Source organism: Pseudomonas sp. Irchel 3A7 (assembly GCF_900187565.1).
In the GTDB taxonomy this organism is placed as follows: Bacteria; Pseudomonadota; Gammaproteobacteria; order Pseudomonadales; family Pseudomonadaceae; genus Aquipseudomonas.
The window spans coordinates 140,783-167,256 of record NZ_FYED01000020.1 but is presented as its reverse complement, the minus strand read 5'-3'; the positions used below and the strand labels follow the sequence as shown (position 1 = coordinate 167,256).

Below are 26,474 nucleotides of genomic sequence, written 5' to 3'. Positions count from 1 at the left end.
GGCTTATGGGCCAGAGTGGAAAGGTGGATGACAGCTCTGCTCCCACTCGTGCTTTGAGCACCGCGGACTTACAGCTTGTCATCCACCCCTCTCACCCCAGAGTTTATCCCTAGGCCTAGACACAAGCTGGCTTGCCAGCGATGAGGCCCTGACAGGCAATACACCTGTTTGATCTATCCAAGAACAACAAAGCAACACCCGAAAACCCTGCGCCGAACTCGGCTCTGCCATAAATCCAATAACATCCGGAGTAGTCGCTCATGGCTCGTTTGCAACGCACCCTGTCATTAGGGTCGGTGGTGCTGTTCGGCATCGCCTACATGACGCCGATCATTGTGCTCGGCACTTTTGGCATTCTCGCTCAATCCACCGCCGGCATGGTGCCCGCCGCTTATCTCGCGGCGCTGGTGGCGATGTTCTTCACCGCCATGAGCTACGGACGCATGGCCTCGGCCTTCCCGGTCGCCGGTTCCGCCTACAGCTATGTGCGCAAGGCCATCAGCCCGAAACTGGGCTTCATCGCCGGTTGGGCAGTGCTGCTCGATTACCTGTTTTTGCCCATGGCGATCTGGCTGATCGGTGCCGCTTACCTGAACTCCGCTTTCCCGGCGGTGCCGCAGTGGGTCTGGGTGCTGGCGTTCATCGGCATCACCAGCGCCATCAACATCGTCGGCCTGAAACTGGCCAACGGCATCAACGCCTTGCTGATGCTGGTGCAGTTCCTGGTGCTGGTGGCCTTCGTTGCGCTATGCGTGCATTACGTCGGTGGCGATGCGAGCACGCCGCTGTGGTCGATCAAACCGTTCTTCAACGGCGACATGCAAATGCCGTTGATCATGAGCGGCGCGGCCATCGCCTGTTATTCGTTCCTCGGCTTCGACGCGGTCAGCACCTTGACCGAAGAAACCCGCGACCCACGTCGCACCATTCCCCGGGCGATCATGCTGATCACCTTGATCGGCGGGCTGATTTTCGTCTGCGTCTCGTACTTCGTGCAGGTCGCCCATCCGTCGTTCCAGTTCGACAGCGTTGATTCGGCGGCCTATGAAATTGCCCGCAACATCGGCGGCGACCTGTTCGTCTCGATCTTCCTGATCGGCCTGATCGTCGGCCAGTTCGCCTCGGGTTTGTCGGCCCAGGCCAGCGGTTCGCGTTTGCTGTACGCCATGGGCCGTGACGGCGTGCTGCCGAAATCGTTTTTCGGCACTCTGCACGAACGTTTCGGCACGCCGATCAACAGCATCCTGCTCTGCGCCGTGGTGGCCTTGCTTGCACTGAAACTCGACGTCACCACCTCGACCTCGTTCATCAACTTCGGCGCCTTCCTGGCCTTCAGCCTGGTGAACCTGTCGGTGATCTTCCATTACTGGATCGGTGGCGAGAAAAAAGGCCTGCGCGAGCTGGTGCTGTTCCTGATTTTCCCCTTCATCGGCCTGGTGGCGGACCTGTGGTTGATGGTCAGCCTTGACCACCTGGCGATCTACCTCGGCTTGAGCTGGCTGGCGATCGGCGTGGTGTATCTGGCGGTGTTGACCGGCGGTTTCCGTCGGCAGCCACCGGAGATGGATTTCCAGGAGGCTGCGTAAGTACTGGTGCAGGAGGCCTTTGCTCACCAGCGGAGGACATGTGATCCTTGCCGCTTTTGAGTCAAAGGCCTTTGTTCATGTCGACGTTTGCTGCCCAACCCGCCGGAATTATCCACATTGCCGCCGCCCTGTTGATCGGCCCGGACGGTCGAACGTTGCTGGTGCGCAAGCGCGGCACCGAGGCCTTCATGCAACCGGGCGGCAAGATCGAAGCCCATGAACAACCGGCCAACGCTTTGGCCCGTGAACTGGAAGAAGAGCTGGGGCTGGTCATCGATCCGGCGCACGCCACCTTCCTCGGCCAGTTCTCGGCACCCGCCGCCAATGAGCCGGGTTATGTGGTGAAAGCCGAGATTTTTCTGCTGGGCATTGATTCCGACGTCACCCCGGCTGCCGAGATCGAAGAGGTGATCTGGATCGATCCGGCCACCGACGGCGACGTCACGCTGGCACCCTTGACAAGGGACCTGATCCTGCCGTTTTATCGGGCTTCGCTGATCGCGACTGCCTGATCATTCAAGCAAAGGACCCGCCATGATCCCGCTTCAAGACTTGCTGATTTTCGCCGCCGCCGCGTTGCTGATGGTACTGACGCCGGGGCCGAACATGATCTACCTGATCTCTCGTTCGATCTGCCAGGGCCGCAAGGCCGGCGTGACTTCGTTGCTGGGGGTGGTCGCCGGGTTTTTCGTGCATCTGTTCGCCGCCGCTGCCGGTTTGACTGCTGTGTTCCTGGCGGTGCCGATGGCTTATGAAGTGCTGAAGTGGGCGGGTGCGTTGTACCTGCTATGGCTGGCCTGGCAGGCGGTCAAACCCGGTGCGCGTTCGCCGTTCGAAGCGCAACAGTTGCCGCCGGATTCGTCGCGCAAATTGATCACCATGGGCTTCCTCACCAGCGCCCTGAACCCCAAGATCGCGGTGTTTTACCTGTCGGTGTTTCCTCAGTTCATCACCCCTGAACACGGTTCGGTGTTCACCCAAAGCATCCTGCTGGGCCTGACCCAGATCAGCGTCAGTTTCAGCGTCAATCTGCTGATCGCCCTGTTTGCCGCGGGCATTGCTTCGTGGTTTGTCAACAACCCGACCTGGCTGGCGATGCAGCGTTATTTCATGGGTTTTGTGCTGTCGGCGCTGGCGCTGCGGCTGATGCTTGAACAACGCCGGATGGCCTGACCGTGTGGATTCAGCGACTGGACGCCAGCCATGCCCTGGACTACCGGGCGCTGATGCTTGAGGCCTATGACCGGCATCCGCAGGCATTCACCTCCAGCGTGCGCGAGCGTGCCTCAATGCCGCTCGGTTGGTGGGAATCGCGCCTGACCGGCAAGCTCGATGTAGTGCTCGGCGCCTTCGAGGAAGGGCGGCTGGCGGGCATCGCCGGGCTGGCCTTCGAGCCTCGGGAGAAGGCCCGGCACAAGGCGACGCTGTTTGGCATGTACGTGTCCGCCAACGTGCGCCAGCGGGGGCTAGGCCACCAACTGGTGCAGGCGGTTTTGGCCGAAGCGCGAACCCATCAGGGATTGCGACTGATCAAGCTGACCGTCACCGCCGGCAACGATGCCGCCTTCAACCTGTACCGACGCAATGGATTTATCCAGTTCGGCCTGGAACCGATGGCGGTGCGGGTGGGCGAGGAATACTTCGACAAAATCCACATGTGGCGCGAGCTCTAACCATCACCGAAATCCCAATGTGGGAGCGAGCCTGCTCGCGAAGGCGGTGTGTCAGTCAATATTGATGTGTCTGACACGCCCTCTTCGCGAGCAGGCTCGCTCCCACAGGGATATGTGTGTTTTCAACGGACGGCGCTCACCCCATCCAACGTAGAAAACGACGTGTCCTTGGCCGTCAGCAAAAAGTCGCGCATGTACGGGGCGTCCAGCATGTCAGCCCGGATCGCTGCGTACAGCGTGGCAAACAATCCTTTCTCGCCCAGGCGCTTGGCCTTCACGTAGCCCCGTGAGCTGTATTCATGCAGCGCCCAATGGGGCATGCCGCATACGCCGCGTCCGCTGGCCACCAGTTGCATCATCATTACCGTCAGTTCCGAGGTGCGGACCTGGGCCGGTTCGACGTCGGCGGGTTCCAGGAAGCGGGTGAAGATGTCCAGTCGATCACGCTCAACCGGGTAGGTGATCAAGGTCTCGGTGAGCAAGTCTTCCGGAACGATGTACGCCTTGCTCGCCAATCGGTGCTGATTGGCCACGGCGAGCATCGCTTCATAGGTGAACAGCGGTACATAGGTAATGCCGACCAGATCCACCGGATCGGACGTCACCACCAGGTCCAGATCGCCCCGGGCCAAGGCCGGCAGAGGCGCGAAGGAGAACCCCGAGGCCAGGTCCAGTTCGACCTCCGGCCAGGCGTCGCGGAACTGGTCGATGGTCGGCATCAGCCACTGGAAGCAACTGTGGCATTCGATGGCCATATGCAAGCGCCCGGCCGTACCGCCGGCCAGACGACTGATGTCGCGTTCGGCGGCACGCAGCAGCGGCAGGGTGGCGTCGGCCAGTTGCAGCAGGCGCAAACCGGCACTGGTGAAACGCACCGGTTTGGTCTTGCGCACGAACAACGGCATCCCCATGCGCTCCTCCAGTTCCTTGAACTGGTGGGACAGCGCCGACTGGGTCAGGTGCAGGCGGTCGGCCGCATCCACCAGGCTATCGGCTTCGCGCAAGGCATGCAGGGTCTTCAGGTGACGGATTTCAAGCACCGCGGGGCTCCATGAGGAAAACTTGTGATCAACACGAAAAGGTTGAGTTTGTCTCATGTTGCCCTGGCTGTCGACAATAGCGCCATCTTTTACACAGGAGCACATTCGACATGGCCGTGGCACACACCCTGGGTTTTCCGCGCATTGGCGCCGACCGCGAACTGAAAAAAGCCCTTGAATCCTATTGGAAGGGCGACCTCGACCAGAGCGCACTGAAGAGCGTCGGCCGCCAATTGCGCGCCACCCACTGGCAATTGCAGAAAGACGCCGGCATCGACTTGCTGCCGGTCGGCGACTTCGCCTGGTACGACCAGGTGCTGACTCACTCCCTGGCCTTCGGCGTGATCCCCGAGCGTTTCGACAGCACCCGTGACGAGCGCGGCCTGCCGACCCTCGACACCCTGTTCGCCATGGCCCGTGGCGCCACGGCGAGCTGCTGCGGCGGCGAACATGGCCAGGCGCAATACGCCCAGGAACTGACCAAGTGGTTCGACACCAACTACCATTATCTGGTCCCGGAATTCACCGCTGACCAGCAGTTCAAGCTGAGCTGGGAACAGCTGTTCGATGAAGTTGAAGAAGCCAAGGCCCTCGGCCACAGCATCAAACCCGTCATCATCGGTCCACTGACTTACCTGTGGTTGGGCAAGGCGAAAGGCAACGATTTCGACAAGCTCGACCTGCTGGAGCGCCTGCTGCCGATCTACGGCGAAATCCTCGGTCGCCTCGCCGCCCAAGGCGTGGAATGGGTGCAGATCGATGAGCCGATCCTGACCCTCGACCTGCCGCAGGAATGGAAAAACGCCTTCGAACGCGCGTACCACATCCTGCAGTACTCGCCGCTGAAAAAACTGGTGGCCACTTACTTCAGCGGCCTGCAAGACAACCTCGGCCTGGCTGTCGGCCTGCCGGTGCAAGGTTTGCACATCGACGCCGTGCGGGCGCCGGATCAACTGTTGCACGTGTTGGACCGCTTGCCGATCTACAAGATTCTCTCGGTCGGCCTGGTCAATGGTCGCAACGTCTGGCGCTGCGAGCTGGAGCCCGTGCTTGAACAACTGCGATTTGCCCAGGAGCGTTTTGGCGACAACCTGTGGGTCAGCAGTTCCTGCTCACTGCTGCACAGCCCGGTGGACCTGGAACGCGAAGACAAACTCGATCCGGAGCTGAAAAGCTGGCTGGCGTTCGCCGTACAAAAGTGTGGCGAAATCGCTGTACTGCGCGATGCCCTCAACGATCCGCAAGCACCGAAAGTACAAGCTGCGCTCGCCGAAAGCCGCGTCATCGCTGCCAGTCGTACGCAATCGCCGCGCATTCATAAAGCTGAGGTGCAGGCACGCATCAACGCCATCGACGCAACCGACAGCCAACGCCAATCACCGTTCGCCAAACGCATCGAGCAACAGCGTGCACGGCTGAAACTGCCGGCGTTCCCGACCACCACCATCGGTTCGTTTCCGCAGACCGGTTCGATTCGTCTGGCGCGCCAGGCCTTCAAGCAGGGCAAGCTGTCGGCCAACGATTACACCGACGCCATGCACCACGAAATCCGCCATGCCGTACAAGTCCAGGAACGCCTGGGTCTGGACGTGCTGGTGCACGGTGAAGCCGAGCGCAATGACATGGTCGAGTACTTTGCCGAGCAGCTTGAGGGTTATGCCTTCACCCGTTTCGGCTGGGTGCAAAGCTACGGGTCGCGCTGTGTGAAACCGGCGATCATCTACGGCGACCTGAGCCGCCCGAAAGCCATGACGGTGGACTGGATCACCTATGCCCAGAGCCAGACCGACAAGGTCATGAAAGGTATGCTCACCGGTCCGGTGACCATGTTGATGTGGTCGTTCCCCCGCGAAGACGTATCGCGCAAGGTCCAGGCGCAGCAGTTGGCGCTGGCGTTGCGTGACGAAGTGGTGGACCTGGAAGCCGCCGGCATCAAGATCGTGCAGATCGACGAAGCCGCGTTTCGCGAAGGCCTGCCGCTGCGCCGGGCGCAATGGCAGGAATACCTGGACTGGGCGGTGGAAGCGTTCCGCTTGAGCGCCAGCGGTGTGCGCGATGAAACCCAGATTCACACCCATATGTGCTACAGCGAATTCAATGACGTGATCGAAGCCATTGCGGCGATGGACGCCGATGTGATCACCATTGAGACCTCGCGTTCGGACATGGAATTGCTGGAGGCTTTCAAGGCGTTCGATTACCCGAACGACATTGGTCCGGGCGTTTATGACATTCATTCGCCACGGGTGCCGGACACGGCCGAGATGGTCAAGTTGATGAGCAAAGCGGTGAAGCGCATCCCGGCCGAACGTCTATGGGTCAACCCCGATTGCGGCTTGAAAACCCGGGCGTGGCCGGAGACCGAGGCAGCGCTGGTGAACATGGTGGCGGCGGCTCGGCAGTTGCGCAGTCAGTTGGCCTGAGGACGCCTTCGCGAGCAGGCTCGCTCCCACAATGGATCGGTGTCGCACACAAATCCTGTGGGAGCGAGCCTGCTCGCGAAGAACGATAACGCGGTCTGGAAAATGACCGTTCAGCAACCTTCATCAAACTGTCACGCAACTGTGGCAGCGCGCTTGAACAAACTTCATCAGACTCGCGCTCTACTGGGGTTCTGCGTTTTGGTGTTTTGTCATGCGTGCTTTGTTTTTTTCAGCGGCGATTTTTCTGTCCGCATTGTTCAGCCTGTCGTCCCTGGCAGCTTCTCGTTGTGATGTGAATGTTCCGACCGAACATGTCGATCTGGCACAGGTGAGCCTGGCGTACCAGAGCATCGGCCGTGCCTCGGACCCGGCGTTGCTGCTGGTGATGGGGCTGGGCGGGCAGTTGATCCACTGGCCGGACGAGGTGGTGGTCGCCCTGTGTCAGCAAGGCTTTCGAGTGATTCGCTACGACAATCGCGATGTCGGCCTGTCGACCTGGAGGCAAGCGCCGATGGAGGCCAACCTGACTTTCGAGGTGTTGCGCTACAAGTTGGGGCTGCCGGTGTCGGCGCCGTACTCACTGACGGACATGGCCGATGATGGCCTGGGCCTGATGGATGCGTTGCACATCGAGCAATTCCACGTGCTGGGCGCGAGCATGGGCGGGATGATCGCCCAGCACATGGCAGCCATGGCGCCACAACGGGTCGAGAGTCTGACGTTGATCATGACCACTTCCGGGGCCGAGGGCTTGCCCGCGCCGAGCGCGGCGCTGGTGCAGTTGCTCGCCCGCCGTGGCGCGCCGAATCGTGAGGTGGCGCTGGAGCAACAGGCCGATCTGCTTGCCGCGTTGGGCAGCCCGACCGTGAGCGATGATCGGCAGGCGCTGCTGCATCAGGCGGCGCAGTCCTATGACCGGGCGTTCAATCCAGAAGGCGTGAAACGGCAGATCATGGCGATCCTGGCCGAGCCCAGCCGGGTGGCGTTGCTCAATCAATTGCGGGTGCCGGCGCTGGTGGTGCATGGCACGGCCGATCCGCTGTTGCCGGTGATGCATGGCGTGCATCTGGCGGCGCATCTGCGTGGCAGTCAGTTGAAGTTGATTCCGGGATTGGCCCATCGTTTTCAGGAAGCGTTCAAGGCACCGTTGCTGGCGGCGGTATTGCCGTATTTGCGTGAGCACCGGGAGGACACTTCGCATTGGGCGCAGATCGAGCCGGTGGCTGAACATAACCTCCTCTGACACTTGAGTTCCCTGTGGGAGCGAGCCTGCTCGCGAAGGCGTCGTGTCAGTCGACATCAATATTGAATGATCACCTGCTTTCGCGAGCAGGCTCGCTCCCACAAGGGATCTGCTGCGCATTCAAGTCTGCCGGGTGTATCGTTCGAACTTTCCGGTGCATGCCAGCCAGCGAGGTGAATGATGAGTTCCCCCTTGAAAATCGATTTCGTCAGCGACGTGTCTTGCCCCTGGTGCGTCGTCGGCCTGTACGGCCTGACCCGGGCCTTGGAGTTATTGCGCGATGAAGTCCGCGCCGAGATCCGTTTCCAGCCATTCGAACTGAACCCGAAGATGGGCCCCGAAGGGCAGAACATCACCGAGCACATCACCGAGAAGTACGGCTCGACACCGGAGCAGTCGCAAAAGAATCGCGAGATGATCCGCGCGCGAGGCGCCGAGGTCGGGTTTGCGTTTCGTACCGATGGTAGTAGTCGCATCTACAACACCTTCGATGCCCACCGCTTGTTGCACTGGGCGGGTCTGGAAGGGCGGCAACTGCAATTGAAGGAAGCGTTGTTCAAGGCGTATTTCACCGATGGCGGCAACCCGTCAGACCCCGCTCAACTGGCGCAGATCGCTGAAGATGTCGGACTGGATCGGCAGCGGGCCGAGTCGATTCTGGGGTCGGATGAATTTGCCGAGCAGGTCCGCCAGGAGGAACAACTGTGGCTATCGCGCGGGGTCAGTTCGGTACCGACCGTGGTTTTCAACGGCCAGTACGCGGTCACGGGCGGACAACCGGTGGAAGCTTTTGTCGGGGCGATTCGCCAGATCATGAGTGAGTCGAAGGGCGGAACTGTTAGCTGAAATGCTTGATGTCAAAAAGGCATCAATATGCCACTATTGTTTTGACCGTTGCTGCCGATACGGGCAGTGATGATTTCAAACCATAGGGACATGATCCATGACTTTCCGCGCTCTACGCACCTGGGCGGTGCTGACTCTGTTGGCCTGCCTGACCCTCACCGGCTGTGCCCACGTTCAACCTCCCGTACCACTGGACAAGCAGTTCTGGGATGCCAAGGAGCCGACCATCGGCGTGGCGATCACGGTGGTGCCACCACCGGTGCTGGCTTTGACCGGCAACCAGGGGCTGCTCGATTACGCCATCAACAAGGGCGTCAACAGCAAACTCAGCAGTAACGTCGAACAATGGCAAGTGCGCGACCTCACCACCTTGCCGGACGTGATCGTCGCCAAGTTGCAGGCCAAGGGTTACAAGGTCAAGCGCATCGACGAACCGGTCGACCTGAAGGTTTACAAGGAAGTCTCGTTCCGCGAAGGCTACATGACCCGCGACCTGACGCCGGTCAAGGCGGCCCATGGCGTCGACCGTCTGCTGTTGGTGAATGTGTACGCCACCGGGGCCACGCGCAGCTACTACGGGTTCGTACCGACCAGCGTGCCGATGGCGCAAGTGGGCGGGCAGGGCATGGTGGTCGACCTGGCCGATAACAAATTGTTGTGGTTCAAGCCTTTTGTCGTGACGCAAGCCGCTCAGGGCGAGTGGGACGAGCCGACCTACACCAACCTGTCCAATGCGTTCTATCAGGCTGTGGATAACAGCCGTCAGCAAATGATCACCCCGTTCGCCCAATGAAGCGTCCATTCGCAGTGGCCGGCGCGCTGGCCCTGCTGATGTTGGCGGGCTGCGCGCAGAAACCGGCTCCCGAGGCCGGCTTCAAAGACCAGAGCGCCTTGCCCTACGTTCAGGCCCACGGGCTCAAGGTCGACGTGCAGTTGCCGCAGGCGTTTGTCGGTGCCAGCACGGTGATTGATTCCGAGCAGGCCCTGAAGGCCGCATCGTCCAGCCACAACCTGATAGCGAGCTCGGGCAATACCGCCGGGCTTGCCGGGATCTTGCTGGCCAGTTTGATCAACACCCAGATGGGCAGCGCCACTTTGCAGCGCGATGCGGAAAAAGCCGCGCTCAAAGAGTCGCGACCGATGGCTGATCTGCTCGCCGGGGTGCCGCTGCAGGAAAGTTTGCAACAACGCTTTCAGCAGGCTTCGAAAACGGCCGGGCTCAAGCAGGGCGAGGGCCAGGTTACCGCGCGTTTGCTAATAGAGCCCAAACTGATGCTGACCCCGGATCGCGGCAGTTTTATCCTGGTCAATCAGGTGCAGGTTCAGGACATCGCCGGTTCAGCGCTGTACCGCATGCGGATCGAGGTGGCCAGCCAGCCGGTTCGTCGCTGCGGCAAGCAATGTATCGACGACGGCAGGCTTGAACTGGCGACAGTCACCGCCGTGCTCGATGAGTGCATCGATGAGTCCATGCGGGTGTTGGCCACCGATCTGATGCAACCGCCACCCCCGGCGGCGGCTCAGGAAACCTTGCGTTATGTGCTAGATGGCCAGCGGGTGGTCGAGCGCGGATATCAATTGGCCAACAACGGCACTTACTGGCGCTATCGCAACCTTTACGGAGCGGTGAAGTCGGTGCCGGTGCCGTTTGAAGATGCATTGACCCAGACGCAGTTGCAGCAGGTTTACGCGCACTAAAACGATGGAACCTGTGGGAGCGAGCCTGCTCGCGAAGAGGGCGTGTCAGTTGGCATTAATGTTGGTTGACACTCCGCTTTCGTCGGAACGCCGCCCGGAGCAGGCTCGCTCCCACAGGGGATTGGTGGTGTTCAGGCTTGCAAACGCACCCATACGCTGACCAACACCGTCGCCGCCATCAACCACGCCACCGCCGCCACCGCCAGGGACGCCTCCAGGCGCATCCGGTCGACCATCAGGTACAAGGTCGCCAGGTAGATGAAGTAGGGAATGATCGACCACATGCCAAACACGATGGTGGTTTTCAGGTCGTCAATCGAGCGCCCCTTGCCGACGATGTAATGAGCAATCAGCGCAAAGGTCGGAAACAGCGGCACCAGCCCGGCGATGTAATAGTTTCTGGTCTTGGCCAGGGCGGCGAGGATCACCACCACCGCTGCACCCAGGGTTGCCTTGAGAATCAGATCCATCAGTGGCTCAGTCCGTACTTCTTCACTTTGTCGAACAGCGTGGTCTTGGCCATGCCCAGTTCCTGGCTGGCCTGGGTCAGGTTGCCGCCACTGCGCTGCAAGGCATCGCTCAGCAGGTTGCGTTCGAAGGCTTCCACCGCTTCGGCGAAAGCCAGGCCTTGGGCGCTGCCGCCCGCACCGGTTTTTTTGAAGGCAGGCAGACCGAGGGCAAAGCGTTCGGCGACGTTGCGCAGCTCGCGCACGTTGCCCGGCCAGTCGTGGCTCATCAGGTTCGACAGGGTCTGGTTATCCAGTTCCGGCGCGATGCGGTCGAAGCGCAGGGACGACTGCTGCAAGAAGTATTCAAACAGTTGCAGGATGTCTTCGCGGCGTTCGCGCAGCGGCGGCAGTTCCAGGGTCACCACGTTGAGGCGGTAATACAGGTCGCTGCGAAACTCGCCGGCCTTGCTCGATTCGTCCAGATCGGACTTGGTCGCGGCAATCACCCGGCAATCCACCGCCACGCTCTGGTTCGAGCCGAGGCGTTCGAGGGTGCGTTCCTGCAACACCCGCAGCAGTTTGATCTGCAGAGGCAGGGGCATGCTTTCCACTTCATCGAGGAACAGCGTGCCGCCGTCGGCATGCTCGATCTTGCCGATCCGTCGTTTGCCGGCACCGGTGAACGCGTTGGCCTCATGACCGAAGATTTCGCTCTCGAACAGGTTCTCCGGCAGGCCGCCGCAGTTCAACGCCACGAATTGCCGGGTGTGGCGGCGACTGAAGTCGTGCAGGCAGCGCGCGACCAGCTCCTTGCCGGTGCCGGTTTCGCCTTCGATCAGCACGTTGGCCGAGGTGTCGGCGACGTTGGCAATCAGTTCGCGCAGGTTCTGCATGGCCGGCGAACGGCCGATGATCCGGCCTTCGAGGGAGTCCCGCTCCGCCAGTTGCCGGCGCAACGACGAGACTTCACGCGCCAGGCTGCGTTGCTCCAGCGCGCGGCGGGCCACATCCACCAGACGCTCCGGGGAGAAGGGTTTTTCCATGAAGTCGTAGGCGCCTTTCTGCATCGCGCCCACGGCCATGGATATGTCCCCGTGCCCGGTAATCAGCACCACCGGCAGGCTGCGGTCTCGGGCCTTGAGGCGGGTCAGCAGTTCCAGGCCATCGATGCCTGGCAGGCGGATGTCGCTGATGACGATGCCGGCAAAGTTATCGCCAACGCGCTCCAGGGCTTCTTCGGCACTGCCAACGCCGATGCAGGGAATGTCTTCCAGGGTCAGGGCCTGCTGGCAGCCGAGCAGCACATGGGGGTCGTCTTCGACGATCAATACACTAAGGTCGTTGTTCATATTGGCTCGGCGGGAATGGGGCTTACCAACGGTAAACTGAGGACGAATGCGGTGCCACCGCTGGCCGGGTGCTCGACACCCAGGTGACCGCCGGTAGCGGCGGCCAGGCTCGCGGAAAGGGTCAGGCCCAGGCCCAGGCCCTGTTCGCCGGGTTTGGTGGTGAAAAAAGGCTCGAACAGATGCTTGCGCGCTTCGGCATCGATGCCGTGGCCATTGTCCCGAACCCGCAATCGATACTTGCCATCGCCGGTGTCGCCTTCGAGCCACAACTCAGGCTGCGGTTGCGCCTGCATGGCATCGAGGGCGTTACCGATGAGGTTGACCAGAATCTGTTCCAGTCGGGTCTGGTCGATCTGCACCTGCACCTCTTCGAACTGACGGTGCAGTTGCAGATGGGCGTTTTCGACGCGGCTGCCCAGCAGTTGCAGTGCCGCGTCCACGGCTTTGCCGAGGCAGGCCTGACCCTTGTCATCACCGCGCCGGGCGAAGGATCGCAGGCTGGCGGTGATCCGGCCCATGCGGTCGATCAATTCGTTGATGGTCTTGAGGTTGGTGCTGGCCACGTCCAGTTGACCGCGCTCGAGAAAGCGCACGGTATTGCCGGACAGGGTGCGCAACGCTGCCAGCGGCTGGTTCAATTCGTGGGCAATGCTGGTGGACATCTGGCCGATCGCCGCGAGTTTTCCGGCCTGCACCAGTTCATCCTGGGCACGACGCAAGGTCTCTTCGGCGTGACGCCGTTCGCGGATCTGGCCCTTGAGTCGTTCGTTGCTCGCGCGCAGGTCGACGGTGCGTTCGGTAATCCGACGCTCCAATTGATTGTTGGCTTCCTGCAAGGCTTCCCGGGCGGCGAGGCGGGTCGCGATCACCTTGCGTCGTTCGTTCCAGGCAATCAGCAGGAACGCCACGAGAGCGAAAGCCACCGCCACCAGAATCCCCTGATTGATCGCCTCTCGGCGCAAATCCTGCAACGGCGTGAGCAGGGTGAAATTCCACGGTGTATCGCTCAAATTGCGGGTTTGCGACAGATAGCTGATGTTTTCTTCGTCGGACACCAGTTCGCTGTTGGCCGGAAAGGTCAGTTTTTCCACGCCTTCGGACAGGGTTTCCCGGGCCAGCGGTTGCAGTTCGTTGAGCGGGAACCAGTAATACTGAAGGCTGCGGGCGAGTTTTTCCTTGGTCTCGTCGCTCAGGGGAATCACGGATTTCAAGCGCCGCGCCGGATCGCTGGACAGAATGATGATGCCGTTCTCGTCACTGACGAAGGCTTCCAGGCGCGCCCGCTGCCAGCGTTCTTCCATGGCTTCCAGGCGCACCTTGACCACCGCGACGCCGATGATCTTGCCGTGTTCCTCCAGGCCATGGGCCAGGTAGTAGCCGGGTTCGCCGTTGGTGCTGCCGATGCCGTAGAAGCGCCCCGGCTGACCGCGCACGGCGTTCTGGAAGTAGGCGCGGAAGGACAGGTCTTCACCCAGGTAACTGTCGACATCGCGCCAGTTACTGGTGGCCATGACGCGACCGGTGGTGTCCATCACATAAATAGCCCGACTGCGGCTGCGCCGGTTCAGGCCTTCGAGGTAATCATTGACCGTTTGCCGGTGTTCCGGGGTCGGGTCGGCCAGCAGCTTCGACACACTGGTTTCGAGTTCCAGCAGGCTGGGCAGGTAGGTGTATTTGCTTATTTCGCTTTCGACGGCGCGGGCGTGCAGTTCCAGCTGGCGCTGGCCGCTTTCGCTCAGGCTGCGCACGCCATAGTGCTCACTGACCCAGAAGCCGGCATAACCCAGTCCGATCATCAGCGCGATGATCAGCGGCGGCAGGAACAGATGGCGAATCAGGCGGGGTTTCACGGCGAGTGATGGCGACGTGGCGCGATAGAGAGTGGGGTCGCATTTCATCACAGATGCCTTGGGTCAACCAGCGTGGCAACAGGCTAGCTCTGGTTTCCAGTTGAACGCGGAACCTGTGGCGAGGGAGCTTGCTCCCGCTCGGCTGCGAAGCAGTCGTAAAACCGGTAAATGCGGTGGTCAATCAAAATGCATTTGCTGGTTTTGGGGCCGCTGCGCGACCCAGCGGGAGCAAGCTCCCTCGCCACAAGGGCAAGTCAGTACCGTATTAGTGCTGCAGAATCTTGTTGAGGAAGTGCTGCGTACGCTCGGCGCGGTGGCTGATGTCGCCGAAGAACTCCTCTTTCTTGCAGTCTTCGATGATTTTGCCCTGGTCCATGAAGATCACGCGGTCGGCCACTTTACGGGCGAAGCCCATTTCGTGGGTCACGCACATCATGGTCATGCCTTCGTGGGCCAGTTGCACCATCACGTCCAGCACTTCGTTGACCATTTCCGGGTCCAGTGCCGAGGTCGGTTCGTCGAACAGCATGACAATCGGGTCCATCGCCAGCGCACGGGCAATCGCCACACGCTGCTGCTGGCCACCGGACAGTTGGCCCGGGTGCTTGTGGGCGTGAGCCGAGAGGCCGACACGTTCCAGCAGTTGCAGGCCTTTCTTGGTGGCTTCTTCCTTGCTGCGGCCCAGCACCTTGATCTGCGCGATGGTCAGGTTTTCGGTGATGGTCAGGTGCGGGAACAGTTCGAAATGCTGGAACACCATGCCCACGCGCGAGCGCAGCTTCGGCAGGTTGGTCTTCGGGTCGGCAATGGAGGTGCCATCGACCACGATGTCGCCTTTCTGGAACGGTTCCAGAGCGTTGACGCATTTGATCAGGGTCGATTTGCCGGAACCGGACGGCCCGCACACCACGATCACTTCGCCTTTTTTGACCTCGGTGCTGCAATCAGTCAGCACCTGGAAGTCCCCATACCACTTGTTGATGTTTTTGATAGAGATCATACGGCGAACCTTTTTTGCAGACGCTTGACCAGCTGCGAGGCGGCAAAGCTGATGATGAAGTACACGAGACCTGCGAAGATCAGGAACTCATTGGAGCGGCCAATGATGTCGCCACTGGCGCGCGAAGCATTGAGGAAGTCCACCAGGCCGACGGCGTAGACCAGCGAGGTGTCCTGAAACAGGATGATGCTCTGTTGCAGCAACAGCGGGGTCATCTTGCGGAACGCTTGCGGCAGGATGATCAGGCGCATCATCTGGCCATAGTTCATGCCCAGCGCCTGGGCGGCACCCATCTGCCCCTTGGGAATCGACTGCACGCCAGCGCGGACGATTTCGCAGAAGTACGCCGCTTCGAACATCATGAAGGCCACGATGCAGGAGGCAAATGCGCCGATCGGGGTGTCTTCGCCGGTGATCCAGCGCAGCACGAACGGCACCGCCAGGTAAAACCAGGTGATGACCAGCAGCAACGGAATCGAACGGAAATAGTTGACGTAGGCGCCGGCGATGTTCGACAGCAGTTTGTTGTGGGACAGGCGCATCAGGGCCAGGAGGGTGCCGAGAATGATCCCGCCGACCACGCCCAGGGCCATCAGCTTGAGGGTCATGATCATGCCGTTCCACAAGCCCGGCAGGGACGGGATGATGCCCGAGAAATCGAATTCCATCATTTACCCCCTACGGAAATCAGGCCCGGTACGGCGACTTTCTTCTCGACCATGCGCATCAGCAGCATCAGGCTCATGTTCAGGGTGAAGTAGATCAGCGTGGCCAGGGTGAACGCTTCGAACAGGTTGGCCGAGAACTCCGCGGTCTGTTTGGTCTGCGCTAGCAGCTCCATCAGGCCGATCAGCGAAGCCACGGACGAGTTCTTGAAGACGTTGAGAAACTCCGAGGTAAGCGGCGGAATGATGATCCGGTAAGCCTGGGGCAGCAGCACGTTCCAGTAGATCTGCGGCAGTTTGAAGCCCATGGCGCGGGCGGCGGATTCCTGGCCTTTTGGCAGCGCCTGGATGCCGGTGCGCACTTGCTCACAAACGCGGGCTGCGGTGAACAGGCCCAGGCACACGACGACGCTGAGGAAGGCCGAGGTGGTCGGGTTCAGGTCCTGCTTGTACCACTCTTGCAAATCCGGCGGCAGCAGGTCGGGCACCAGGAAGTACCAGATGAACAGCTGAACCAGCAGCGGCACGTTACGGAAGAGTTCGACGTAGCAGGTGGCGATGCCCGATACGATGCGGTTCGGCACGGTGCGCATGACACCCAGGACCGAACCCAGTATCAGGGCGATGATCCAGGCCGCGATGGCGATGCCGATGGTCCAGCCCAGCCCGGAGATGAACCAGTCGAGATAAGTCTCGCTGCCCACGCCGGTGGACTTGAAGAACACGCCCCAGTCCCAGTTGTAATTCATTAGGGTCTCCCCTTGAGATCAATCGATGTACCCGCTTGGGGGAAGCTCCGTTCCCGCCTGCTCTTGAAGGGCAGGCACACACGATCGGCTCGACAGCCACCGGTCCGAGTGTTTCCAAAAATGCCAGCAGGGAGTGACAACCTCCCAAGAGGGCACAGGCCCTCTTGGGAGATAAGGTTAGTCAGAAATCAGGATTTCTTGTCGTCAGCCGCTTTATCGGTCGGATTGGCGATCAGGGCCTTGAGCTCGTCGCTCATCGGGAAGTTCAGGTTCAGGTTCTTCGGCGGAATTGGCTGCATGAACCATTTTTCGTAGATCTTGTTGATCTCGCCCGATGCGTAGGTCGCCTTGATGGCGTCGTCTACAGCCTTTTTGAACGGCTCGTCGCCTTTACGCACCATGCAGCCGTAGATTTCGTAGGACTGTGGAGTACCGGTCACGGCCCAGTCACTTGCCTTCTTGGCCTTGGCGGCTTCACCGGCCAACAGGGCGTCGTCCATCATGAACGCAACGGCACGGCCGGTTTCCAGCATCTGGAAGGACTCGCCGTGGTCTTTGGCGGAGATGACGTTCATGCCCATCTGCTTGTCGGCGTTCATCGCCTTGAGGATGCGCTCGGAGGTGGTGCCGGCGGTGGTCACGACGTTCTTGCCGGCCAGATCCGGGAAATCCTTGTACTTGGAATCTGCTTTGGACAGCAGGCGGGTACCGATTTCGAAGATGCCGACGGAGAAGTCAACTTGCTGCTGACGCTCGACGTTGTTGGTGGTGGAGCCGCACTCCAGGTCCACGGTGCCGTTCTGCACCAGCGGGATACGGGTTTGCGAGGTGACCAGGTTGTACTTGACCTGCAGGTTCGGCATGTCCAGGTCTTTTTTCAGGGCTTCGACGACTTTCAGCTGGATGTCGTGGGAGTAGCCGACCGGCTTGCCGGAAGCGTCCGCGATGTAGGAGAAAGGAATGGAAGCGTCACGATGCCCGAGGGTGATAACACCGGACTCTTTGATTTTCTTCAGGGTGCCGGTGAGTTCGGCGGCGAAAACTGGCGTGCTGATCAGAGCGGCAGCAATGGCTGCGCCCAGGATATGGGGAACGATGCGCATCAAATTTTCCTCGACATTGTTTTTTTTATGGAGCCAGTTCATCGGCCCTTTTGTGCTGCGAATGCCTGATGGCTCCTGAAGTGTTGGCACAACAGGCATTCATCGAAGAAGTGTAGAGCATGACCCGTGCCAGGCCAGGATGAATGAATCAACTAATTGATTTATAAGGAAATTAATTATTTGTGGCGGGGTTTTTAACGCTGAATGATCCGGTTAACCGAACCGACCGACAGGTCGCGTTCGGAAAACCGAATGCTGAATGGGCGCAACCCTGGATCAGGGGTATTTGCGCTTGTCCGGAGCCGGCGGGAAATACTGGTACAACCAGGTTTCACTGAGCGTGCGGTCGTTGGTGCGGATGAACAGGCGCAGTTCGACGGGTTCTACGCTGTCATTGGTCGGGTACCAGTCGAACAGGATGCGATAGCCCTTGATGTCATCGAGCACCAGCACGCTGAAATCCTTGACCTCTCCGTTCGAACAGGTGACCACCGGTTCAATGCCGGCACCCTCGGGCAAGCGATCCAGGCCTCCGCCTGAAAAGTCCACGGCAAACCGGCGAGCCCAGACTGGCGGGTAATGTTCGCCCGGCGCCCAGCCTTCGGTGAAGCCGCCCATCCCGGAGCGGGTCGCGTGGACTCGCGCCAGCGGCGTGCCGACCGGTGGCAGTGCGCTCCAGTACAGCTTGTAGCCGTAGTTCAGCGAATCGCCGGCCGCCACCGGTTTCTTCGGCGTCCAGAAGGCGACGATGTTGTCCATGGTTTCGCCGGTGGTAGGGATCTCCAGCAGATCGACCGAGCCTTCGCCCCACGCCGTCGTAGGTTCGACCCACAGGCTTGGGCGCCGGCTGTACCAGTCGACGGTGTCCTGATAACTGGCGAACTCGTGGTCGGTCTGCACCAGGCCGAAACCTTTCGGGTCCTTGTCGGCGAAGGCGTTGAACTGCAGTTTGGCCGGGTTGTTCAGCGGACGGCAGATCCACTCGCCATTGCCGCGCCACATCGCCAGGCGATCGGAGTCGTGGATCTGCGGGTGAATGGTGTCGCACATCCGCCGTTCGTGGGTGCCGCAGCTGAACATGCTGGTCATCGGTGCAATGCCCAGTTGATCGATGGCGGTGCGGGCGTTGACGTGTGCGTCCACCTCCATCACCACGCGCTCGGCCTGGCAATCGATGTCAAAACGGTAGGCACCGGTGGCACTTGGCGAGTCGAGCAGGGCGTAGACCACGAAGCGGGTGCTGTCCTTGTCCGGGGTTTCGAACCAGAACTTGGTGAAGTCGGGGAATTCTTCGCGCTTCTTGGCGTAGGTGTCGATCGCCAGACCGCGGGCCGACAAGCCGTACTGGCCGGTGGCATCCACTGCGCGGAAGTAGCTGGCGCCGAGGAAAGACACCACGTCGTGCTTGTCCAGTTCCGGGGCCTTGAACAGTTTGAAACCGGAAAACCCCAGGTCGCCGGTGAGCTGCTTGGTGTCGACCGTGGTGTTTTCATAGTTGAACAGCGACGGGCGGAAATGCACCTCGCGGGCCATGCGGGTCTTGGGATCGACGCTGTACATGCGCACCGGCTGCTTGAAGCCCATGCCGACGTGGAAAAACTGCACATCCAGCTGCCCCTTGTTTTCTTTCCACAGCGAATGGGCGCCGTCGTAGCGGATCGCGTTGAAGTTCTGCGGGGTCATGGTCGCCAGGGTCGGTGGCAATACCTGCTTGGTGTCCTGGTAGCGATTGCTGGCGAGCTGCTTGGCCTGGATCTTCAAGGCTTCGAAGTCGAACGACCGGGCTTCGCCATCGGCGGCCCCGGTGGCGGCCCAGGCGCGGGCGGCGAGCAGGCCGGTGGCGGACAAACCGGTGTAAGCCGCAATGGCCATGGAGGCTTTGAGCAAATTCCTGCGGTGCATAAATTCAACCTGTCGTGAACAATCCCGCGCCGTTCCTGGCACGTGCTGGATCAGAAATAACGGTTCGGACATGCCTTCGGCCAAACGCATCGGACTTTAAACAGATGTCGGATAGCTTAAACCGTTCGATGGCAGATCAAAATTGATTGATGGCACGGCGCTAGCGCATGAGTGAAACAAGACATGTCGGGAAACAATTCCGACAGCGACTTCTGATTTGCAGGGCATTTCTGCTTTTTTCGATTAATTACTCTAAAAACCGCTTTTCAGCGCCCGGAATATTTCTATTCTGTGCTCATGACCGGTTTATGCCCTTCGGGCCGGTGCAGTTCAGTTGGCACAAGGAGCTGCTGAAAAAAGAATAGGGCGATGCGGTTTCTGAAGTTTTCTTTGACGTAGAGAAGGACATCGTCCATGTCGAAAGTACAAGGCATCACCGAAATATTGGGAATCTTTCCGTGCCTATCCACTGGCCGGCGAAGACGTCGACTGAACTCCGAGGAAATGAAACTGGTGGAACGTTATCGCGAACTGTCGGAGAGCGACCGGATTGCGATGCGGTATCTGGTGGATGCGATGAGGAGTGTTTCAAGGTTTTGAGTGGGCCTCTGTAGGAGCGAGCTTGCTCGCGATGGTCGTGAACGATTACGCGTGCTTACTGGTTGTACGCGGCGCTCTTGAATCCATCGCGAGCAAGCTCGCTCCTACAGGTTCCCTTTTTTATCCGCTCGATTTGTCCGGTCAGCTACAAGCACCAACGATTGGGAAAGGCGAGGCACAGGCCGAAGAGGGTAAAAACCCCTACGACCGGCGAGAGATACGTGAAGCCCAGGGCGAAGTTTTCCCACAGGCTCATGCTGCGATTGAAGTTGGAGGTGTAGCCCAGTTTGCGTAGTTGCTCGGCATCGCTGTCGGCAACGACTGCAGTGAGATCGGATGATGAACTCATGTGTTTGCGCCGGAAAATCGGCAGATTTCGGATGGCCGATGCCGTGGCGGGGCCTTGGGGCGCGGCCCGGATCGGTGGTTATTGTTGTGTTTGAAACCTGGTGGTGCGTAATCCCGGTCGACCTTGAAACCGAGGTGACGCAATCGCTGGCAAGCCAGCTCCCACAGGTTCAGTGGTGACCCTTGTGGGAGCTGGCTTGCCAGCGATGCTTTTTTTAGTGCTTGAACATCACATGCCGCACAACGGTGTAATCCTCCAAGCCATACATCGACATGTCCTTCCCGTAGCCGGACAGTTTCTGACCGCCATGGGGCATTTCGCTGACGAGCATGAAGTGGGTGTTGACCCAGGTGCAGCCGTACTGCAGCCGCGCCGACAGGCGATGGGCGCGGCCGACGTCGGCGGTCCACACCGAGGACGCCAGGCCGTAGTCGGAGTCGTTGGCCCAACCCAGCACCTGGGCTTCATCGGTGAACCTGGTCACCGACACCACCGGCCCGAACACTTCGCGGCGGACGATTTCGTCATCCTGCTGAGCGTCGGCCAGCACCGTCGGCTCGAAGAAGAAGCCGTTGCCATCCACCGTTTTGCCGCCAGTGATCAGGCGGATGTGCGGCTGGGCTATGGCACGCTCGACGAAACCGGCCACGCGGTCGCGGTGTTGCGCGGTGATCAGCGGGCCCAGTTCGGTGGCCGGGTCATCCTGCAAGCCGTACTTGATGCGGCTGACCGCGGCGCCGAGCTTCTCGACGAATTTCTCGTAGATGCCTTCCTGCGCATAAATCCGGCAGGCAGCGGTGCAGTCCTGGCCGGCATTGTAGAAACCGAAGGTACGGATGCCTTCCACGGCGGCGTCGATGTCAGCGTCGTCGAAGATGATCACCGGAGCCTTGCCACCCAGTTCCATGTGCATGCGTTTGACGCTGTCGGCGGTGCTGGAAATGATGTTCGAACCGGTGGCGATCGAGCCGGTCAACGACACCATGCGCACTTTCGGGTGAGTGACCAGTGGGCTACCCACGGTAGGACCACGGCCGAACACCAGGTTGAGCACTCCGGCCGGGAAAATCTCCGACGCCAGTTCGGCCAGACGCAACGCCGTCAGCGGGGTCTGTTCCGACGGCTTGAGTACCACGGTATTACCGGCGGCGAGGGCAGGGGCGATTTTCCAGGCGACCATCATCAGCGGGTAGTTCCATGGCGCGATGGAGGCGATCACGCCCACCGGGTCGCGACGGATCATCGAGGTGTGGCCGGGCAGGTATTCACCACCGGCCGAACCGCTCATGCAGCGGCTGGCGCCGGCGAAGAAGCGGAACACGTCGGCAATCGCCGGGATCTCGTCGTTCAGCGCGGCACTGTAGGGCTTGCCGCAGTTGTCAGATTCCAGTTTGGCCAGCTCTTCGCCGTGGGCTTCGATGACGTCGGCGAGTTTGAGCAGCAGCAGCGAACGTTCTTTCGGCGGCGTGTGCGACCAGTTGGCGAACGCGGCATCGGCGGCGCGCACGGCGGCGTCGACCTGGGATTCGCTGGCTTCGTTGATTTCTACCAGCACGCGGCCCAGTGCCGGGTTGAACACCGGTTGGGCGGGGCCTTCGCCGTTGACCAGTTGGCCGTTGATCAAGAGTTGGGTTTGCATGGCATTGTCCTCTTCGAAGCAGTTCTTGTTTTTGTGGGAGCGAGCCTGCTCGCGAAGGCGGCCTGGCAGTCGACATCTGTGTTGAATGTCATACCGCTTTCGCGAGCAGGCTCGCTCCCACAGGGGATATTCGCTGTCTGTTTCTGATTTATTTCCCGCCACTCCCCGCCACGCTCTCCCCGCCACGGGTCAGGTAATAGGCACCGAGAATCGGCAGCATGGTCACGATCATCACCAGCATCGCGACGACGTTGGTCACCGGCACGTCCCGAGGGCGGCTGAGCTGGTTGAGCAGCCACAGCGGCAACGTACGTTCATGGCCGGCGGTGAAGGTGGTGACGATGATTTCGTCGAACGACAGCGCGAACGCGAGCATGCCGCCGGCCAGCAACGCCGAGCCGAGGTTGGGCAGGATGATGTAGCGGAAGGTCTGCCAACCGTCGGCGCCGAGGTCCATCGAGGCCTCGATCAGGCTGTGGGAGGTGCGACGCAAGCGGGCGATGACGTTGTTGTAGACGATCACCACGCAGAAGGTCGCGTGGCCGACGATGATGGTGAACATCCCAGGCTCGATGCCCAGCGTCTTGAAGGTTGCCAGCAGCGCGATCCCGGTGATGATCCCCGGCAGGGCGATCGGCAGGATCAGCATCAGCGAGATCCCTTGCTTGCCGAAGAAGTCCCGGCGATACAGCGCCGCTGAAGCCAGGGTGCCCAGGACCAATGCAATCAAGGTCGCGACGGCGGCAATCTGCAGCGACAGCTTGATGGCTTCCAGCACGTCCGGTCGCGAGAACGCCACGCCGATCCACTTCAGGGTGAAGCCCTTGGGCGGAAAGCTGAACGCCGCGTCTTCGGTGTTGAAGGCGTACAGGAAGATGATCAGGATCGGGAAGTGCAGGAACACCAGCCCGCCCCAGGCTGCGATTTTCAGGCCGAGTGAAGCTTTCTCAGAGTGCATCGAAGGCCCCCAGTCGTTTGACGATGGACAGGTAGATGGCGATCAGCACGATCGGCACCAGGGTGAAGGCGGCGGCCATCGGCATGTTGCCAATCGCACCTTGCTGGGCATACACCATGCTGCCCACGAAGTACCCCGGTGGGCCCACCAGTTGCGGCACGATGAAATCGCCGAGGGTCAGCGAAAACGTGAAGATGGAACCGGCGGCAATGCCGGGAATCGACAGCGGCAGAATCACCTGCATGAAGGTCTGGCGCGGCTTGGCGCCCAGGTCTGCCGAGGCTTGCAGCAGCGAAGGCGGCAGGCGTTCCAGCGAAGCCTGGATCGGCAGGATCATGAACGGCAGCCAGATGTAGACGAACACCATGAAGCGCCCCAGGTGCGAGGTCGACAAGGTGCTGCCGCCGACACCGGGAATGCCCAGCACGAACTGCAACAACGGTTCCAGCCCCAGGTTCTGCACGAACCACTGTGCCACACCACCCTTGGCCAGCAGCAGGGTCCAGGCATAGGCCTTGACGATGTAACTGGCCCACATCGGCATCATCACCGCGATGTAGAAAAACGCTTTGGTCTTGCCGGTGGTGTAGCGCGCCATGTAATAGGCAATCGGGAACGCGACAATGGCGCTGGCGATGGACACTACGATAGCCATGCTCAGGGTGCGCAGGATGATGTCGAAGTTCGATGGCTGGAACAGCGCGGCGAAGTTCGCCAGGGTCAGGTCAGGTGTAACCGCCATGGTGAAGTCGTCGAAGGTGTAGAAACCTTGCCACAGCAACGTCAGTAACGAGCCCAGGTAGATGGCGCCGAACCACAACAGCGGTGGCACCAACAGCATCGACAGGTAAAGGTTCGGCCGGCGGTAGAGCAGGTTGGAAAACCTGCGTAGCGGCGAGCCGCCGGACGGGGTTTGCGAGATGGCCAGGGTGCTCATGTCACACCCCGCCTGCAACGGTGTCGAACAGCGGGACCATGGCTTCACGGGCCCACCGTGCGCTGAGGCGTTGCCCGGTCTGGTGCTGGGCGCTGACATCCAGCCACTGATTGTTGGCCTGGCTGATGTTCAGGGTCTGGCCGTTTTCCAGCTTCAGTTCATAGCGGGTGGCGCTGCCCTGGTACTGAATGTCGTGCAGCAGACCGCTGACTTCAATTTCATGGCTGGCCAGTGGGCCTTCGGCGAAACGCACGTGTTCGGGGCGAATCGAAAACGGTTGTGGATTACCGCTCAACTGCTTCGCCAGGTCGCCGCGAATCACGTTGGAGGTGCCGACGAACTCGGCGACGAAGGTAGTCGAAGGTTTCATGTACAGGTTGCGTGGCGAATCGACCTGTTCGATGCGGCCCTTGTTGAACACGGCGACGCGGTCGGACATCGACAGTGCTTCGGTCTGGTCGTGAGTGACGAAAATGAAGGTGATGCCGAGTTGGCGTTGCAGCTTCTTGAGTTCGCCTTGCATCTGCTCGCGCAGCTTCAGGTCCAGCGCACCGAGGGGTTCGTCGAGCAGCAGCACCCGTGGCCGATTGACCAGCGCACGGGCCAGGGCCACGCGCTGGCGCTGGCCACCGGAGAGCTGCACCGGTTTGCGCTCGCCGTAGCCACCGAGGGCGACCATGTCGAGGGCTTCTTCGGCGCGTTTCAAGCGTTCGGCTTTGCCGACGCCTTTGACTTTCAAACCGTAGGCGACGTTGTCGCGAACGTTCATGTGCGGGAACAGCGCGTAATCCTGGAATACGGTGTTCACGTCACGCTGATACGGCGGTAGCCCGGCGGCTTCCTCGCCATGAATCCGGATCGAGCCCGCGCTCGGTTGTTCGAAACCGGCGATCAGGCGCAGACAAGTGGTTTTGCCCGAGCCGGAAGGCCCCAGCATGGAGAAAAACTCGCCGTCCTGAATGTCGATGGAAACCCGGTCAACGGCTTTCACTTCGCCGAACTGACGGGAAACGTTGGTGAACTGGACTGCAAGCGTCATGGTGCGGTGCTCCGAAAAGGCGAGAGCCGTCGCAGCGGCCCTGCCTGGACTTCTGAAAAAACGACATCTTTTATCTGTTGGCCGCGCGCAGTAGCGGCACGGCGGTGATCCAATGTGGGAGCGAGCCTGCTCGCGAAGGCGGTGAATCAGTCAGCAGTTGATTTGACTGTGATGCCCTCTTCGCGAGCAGGCTCGCTCCCACAAGGGGCGGTCGGATTAGCGACCGCCCATGATCGCGATGTAGTCCTGGGTCCAGCGGCTGTAGGGCACGAATTTGCCGCCTTCAGCTTGTGGGGTTTTCCAGAAGGCGATCTTGTCGAAGTTGTCGAAACCGTTGTTCTTGCAGCCCTCGGCGCCCAGCAACTCGCTTTCCTTGCACGCCGCCGGTACTGCTGGCAACGAGCCGAACCACGCAGCCAGATCACCCTGGACTTTCGGTTGCAGCGACCAGTCCATCCACTTGTAGGCGCAGTTGGGGTGCTTGGCGTCGACGTGCAGCATCGTGGTGTCGGCCCAGCCTGTTGCACCTTCTTTTGGAATGACCGAGGCCACCGGCTGTTTGTCAGCCACCAGGCCGTTGACCATGTAGCCCCACGTACTGGACGCTGCCACGCCTTCGTTCTTGACGTCACTCATCTGTACGGTCGCGTCATGCCAGTAGCGGTGGATCAAAGGCTGTTGCTTGCGAAGCAGGTCCAGCGCCGCTTTGTACTGCGCTTCATTGAGTTCGTACGGGTCCTTGATGCCCAGTTCCGGCTGTTTTGCCTTGAGGTACAGCGCCGCATCGGCGATGTAGATCGGGCCGTCGTAAGCCTGAACCCGACCCTTGTTGGACTTGCCGTCCGGAAAGGTTTGCTCTTCGAACACCACACTCCAGCTGTCCGGCGCTGTCTTGAATACGTTGGTGTTGTACATCAGCACGTTCGGCCCCCACTGATACGGAGTGCCGTAGGTTTGTTTATTGACGACGTACCAAGGGCCGTCCTTGAGACGCGGGTCGAGGTTCTTCCAGTTCGGGATCAACGCGGTGTTGATCGGCTGCACACGCTTGCCGACGATCAGGCGCAGGGACGCGTCGCCGGACGCCGTCACCAGGTCGTAGCCCCCCTTGGCCATCAGGCTGACCATCTCATCGGATGTGGCAGCGGTTTTCACATTGACCTTGCAGCCGGTTTCCTTCTCGAAACCGGTCACCCAGTCGTAGGCCTTGTCGCTTTCGCCACGTTCGATGTAACCGGGCCATGCCACGATATCCAGCTGACCTTCGCCGGCGCCGACAGCCTTGAGCGGCTCGGCGGCCTGGAGGGTGGCGCTCGCCAGCAGCGCGGTGGTGATTGCACTGAGCAGTGCGGTCTTGTGCACGAACATGGAATTTC

24 protein-coding genes and 1 pseudogene are annotated in these 26,474 nt (G+C 60.5%); 10 read left to right on the top strand and 15 right to left on the bottom strand.

The window, feature by feature from the left end; genetic code table 11:
- The first annotated feature begins 260 nt into the window (after positions 1 to 260).
- The 4 genes from CKW21_RS28365 (at position 261) to CKW21_RS28350 (ending at position 3,259) form a co-directional block, all read left to right on the top strand.
- Entirely contained in the window at positions 261 to 1,586 is a 1,326-nt protein-coding gene (locus tag CKW21_RS28365; protein ID WP_095197159.1) for an APC family permease, read from the top strand.
- 77 nt (positions 1,587 to 1,663) lie between these two features.
- The gene (locus tag CKW21_RS28360; protein ID WP_095197158.1) at positions 1,664 to 2,098 is read left to right on the top strand and encodes an NUDIX domain-containing protein; all 435 of its coding nucleotides are present in this window, start codon (positions 1,664 to 1,666) and stop codon (positions 2,096 to 2,098) included.
- 22 nt (positions 2,099 to 2,120) lie between these two features.
- Positions 2,121 to 2,759, top strand: coding sequence for a LysE family translocator (locus CKW21_RS28355; RefSeq protein WP_095197157.1), 639 nt, complete (start codon positions 2,121 to 2,123; stop codon positions 2,757 to 2,759).
- Positions 2,760 to 2,761: 2 nt separating this feature from the next.
- On the top strand, positions 2,762 to 3,259 hold the full coding sequence (locus CKW21_RS28350; protein WP_095197156.1) for a GNAT family N-acetyltransferase: 498 nt from the start codon (positions 2,762 to 2,764) through the stop codon (positions 3,257 to 3,259).
- Positions 3,260 to 3,381: 122 nt separating this feature from the next.
- Here the strand turns inward: CKW21_RS28350 and metR are convergent, their stop codons facing one another.
- On the bottom strand, positions 3,382 to 4,299 hold the full coding sequence (gene metR / locus CKW21_RS28345; RefSeq protein ID WP_095197155.1) for a transcriptional regulator MetR: 918 nt from the start codon (positions 4,297 to 4,299) through the stop codon (positions 3,382 to 3,384).
- Between the two features lie 110 nt (positions 4,300 to 4,409).
- Between metR and metE the strand changes: the two genes are divergently transcribed.
- The 5 genes from metE (at position 4,410) to CKW21_RS28320 (ending at position 10,509) form a co-directional block, all read left to right on the top strand.
- Entirely contained in the window at positions 4,410 to 6,722 is a 2,313-nt protein-coding gene (gene metE, locus CKW21_RS28340) for a 5-methyltetrahydropteroyltriglutamate--homocysteine S-methyltransferase (protein WP_095197154.1), read from the top strand.
- A 211-nt stretch (positions 6,723 to 6,933) separates the two neighbouring features.
- Positions 6,934 to 7,965 (top strand): alpha/beta fold hydrolase, encoded by a 1,032-nt coding sequence (locus CKW21_RS28335; RefSeq protein ID WP_095197153.1) that lies wholly within the window; start codon positions 6,934 to 6,936, stop codon positions 7,963 to 7,965.
- 180 nt (positions 7,966 to 8,145) lie between these two features.
- Positions 8,146 to 8,811: a DsbA family oxidoreductase gene (locus CKW21_RS28330; RefSeq protein WP_095197152.1), complete on the top strand. Its 666-nt coding sequence runs from the start codon at positions 8,146 to 8,148 to the stop codon at positions 8,809 to 8,811.
- 97 nt (positions 8,812 to 8,908) lie between these two features.
- Positions 8,909 to 9,604 (top strand): hypothetical protein, encoded by a 696-nt coding sequence (locus CKW21_RS28325; RefSeq protein ID WP_095197151.1) that lies wholly within the window; start codon positions 8,909 to 8,911, stop codon positions 9,602 to 9,604.
- Positions 9,601 to 10,509: a hypothetical protein gene (locus CKW21_RS28320; RefSeq protein WP_095197150.1), complete on the top strand. Its 909-nt coding sequence runs from the start codon at positions 9,601 to 9,603 to the stop codon at positions 10,507 to 10,509. The genes CKW21_RS28325 and CKW21_RS28320 overlap by 4 nt, the downstream gene beginning before the upstream one ends.
- Before the next feature lie 131 nt (positions 10,510 to 10,640).
- Here the strand turns inward: CKW21_RS28320 and CKW21_RS28315 are convergent, their stop codons facing one another.
- The 8 genes from CKW21_RS28315 to CKW21_RS28280 form a co-directional block, all read right to left on the bottom strand.
- A complete protein-coding gene (locus tag CKW21_RS28315) occupies positions 10,641 to 10,970 on the bottom strand; it encodes a GlpM family protein (RefSeq protein WP_170948759.1) in 330 nt (109 codons plus the stop codon).
- Positions 10,971 to 10,978: 8 nt separating this feature from the next.
- Positions 10,979 to 12,307 (bottom strand): sigma-54 dependent transcriptional regulator, encoded by a 1,329-nt coding sequence (locus tag CKW21_RS28310; protein WP_095197148.1) that lies wholly within the window; start codon positions 12,305 to 12,307, stop codon positions 10,979 to 10,981.
- Entirely contained in the window at positions 12,304 to 14,205 is a 1,902-nt protein-coding gene (locus CKW21_RS28305; protein WP_095197147.1) for a sensor histidine kinase, read from the bottom strand. The genes CKW21_RS28310 and CKW21_RS28305 overlap by 4 nt, the downstream gene beginning before the upstream one ends.
- Before the next feature lie 217 nt (positions 14,206 to 14,422).
- Complete coding sequence (locus CKW21_RS28300) at positions 14,423 to 15,157, bottom strand: amino acid ABC transporter ATP-binding protein (protein ID WP_095197146.1); 735 nt, start codon at positions 15,155 to 15,157, stop codon at positions 14,423 to 14,425.
- Positions 15,154 to 15,825, bottom strand: a complete 672-nt coding sequence (locus CKW21_RS28295) for an amino acid ABC transporter permease (RefSeq protein ID WP_095197145.1) — start codon at positions 15,823 to 15,825, stop codon at positions 15,154 to 15,156. Before CKW21_RS28295 ends, CKW21_RS28300 begins: the two co-directional genes overlap by 4 nt.
- A complete protein-coding gene (locus CKW21_RS28290; RefSeq protein WP_095197144.1) occupies positions 15,825 to 16,571 on the bottom strand; it encodes an amino acid ABC transporter permease in 747 nt (248 codons plus the stop codon). Before CKW21_RS28290 ends, CKW21_RS28295 begins: the two co-directional genes overlap by 1 nt.
- Before the next feature lie 188 nt (positions 16,572 to 16,759).
- Entirely contained in the window at positions 16,760 to 17,674 is a 915-nt protein-coding gene (locus tag CKW21_RS28285) for a glutamate/aspartate ABC transporter substrate-binding protein (RefSeq protein ID WP_095197163.1), read from the bottom strand.
- Positions 17,675 to 17,950: 276 nt separating this feature from the next.
- A complete protein-coding gene (locus tag CKW21_RS28280) occupies positions 17,951 to 19,576 on the bottom strand; it encodes a glucan biosynthesis protein D (RefSeq protein ID WP_095197143.1) in 1,626 nt (541 codons plus the stop codon).
- 414 nt (positions 19,577 to 19,990) lie between these two features.
- Between CKW21_RS28280 and CKW21_RS28275 the strand changes: the two genes are divergently transcribed.
- Entirely contained in the window at positions 19,991 to 20,176 is a 186-nt protein-coding gene (locus CKW21_RS28275) for a hypothetical protein (protein ID WP_090453315.1), read from the top strand.
- 169 nt (positions 20,177 to 20,345) lie between these two features.
- On the opposite strand, the pseudogene CKW21_RS28265 reads toward CKW21_RS28275, so the two are convergent.
- The 6 genes and pseudogenes from CKW21_RS28265 to ydcS all read right to left on the bottom strand — a co-directional run.
- Positions 20,346 to 20,525 (bottom strand): annotated as a pseudogene (locus CKW21_RS28265) (amino acid permease); the annotation flags it as partial.
- Positions 20,526 to 20,739: 214 nt separating this feature from the next.
- On the bottom strand, positions 20,740 to 22,164 hold the full coding sequence (locus tag CKW21_RS28260) for a gamma-aminobutyraldehyde dehydrogenase (RefSeq protein WP_095197142.1): 1,425 nt from the start codon (positions 22,162 to 22,164) through the stop codon (positions 20,740 to 20,742).
- Positions 22,165 to 22,312: 148 nt separating this feature from the next.
- Positions 22,313 to 23,122 carry an ABC transporter permease gene (locus tag CKW21_RS28255; RefSeq protein WP_095197141.1) on the bottom strand — a complete coding sequence of 270 codons (810 nt, stop codon included), beginning with the start codon at positions 23,120 to 23,122 and terminating at the stop codon, positions 22,313 to 22,315.
- A complete protein-coding gene (locus CKW21_RS28250) occupies positions 23,112 to 24,059 on the bottom strand; it encodes an ABC transporter permease (RefSeq protein ID WP_095197140.1) in 948 nt (315 codons plus the stop codon). Before CKW21_RS28250 ends, CKW21_RS28255 begins: the two co-directional genes overlap by 11 nt.
- A gap of 1 nt (position 24,060) precedes the next feature.
- Positions 24,061 to 25,098 carry an ABC transporter ATP-binding protein gene (locus CKW21_RS28245; RefSeq protein ID WP_095197139.1) on the bottom strand — a complete coding sequence of 346 codons (1,038 nt, stop codon included), beginning with the start codon at positions 25,096 to 25,098 and terminating at the stop codon, positions 24,061 to 24,063.
- Positions 25,099 to 25,314: 216 nt separating this feature from the next.
- Positions 25,315 to 26,466, bottom strand: coding sequence for a putative ABC transporter substrate-binding protein YdcS (gene ydcS, locus CKW21_RS28240; RefSeq protein WP_095197138.1), 1,152 nt, complete (start codon positions 26,464 to 26,466; stop codon positions 25,315 to 25,317).
- Between the last annotated feature and the right edge of the window lie 8 nt (positions 26,467 to 26,474).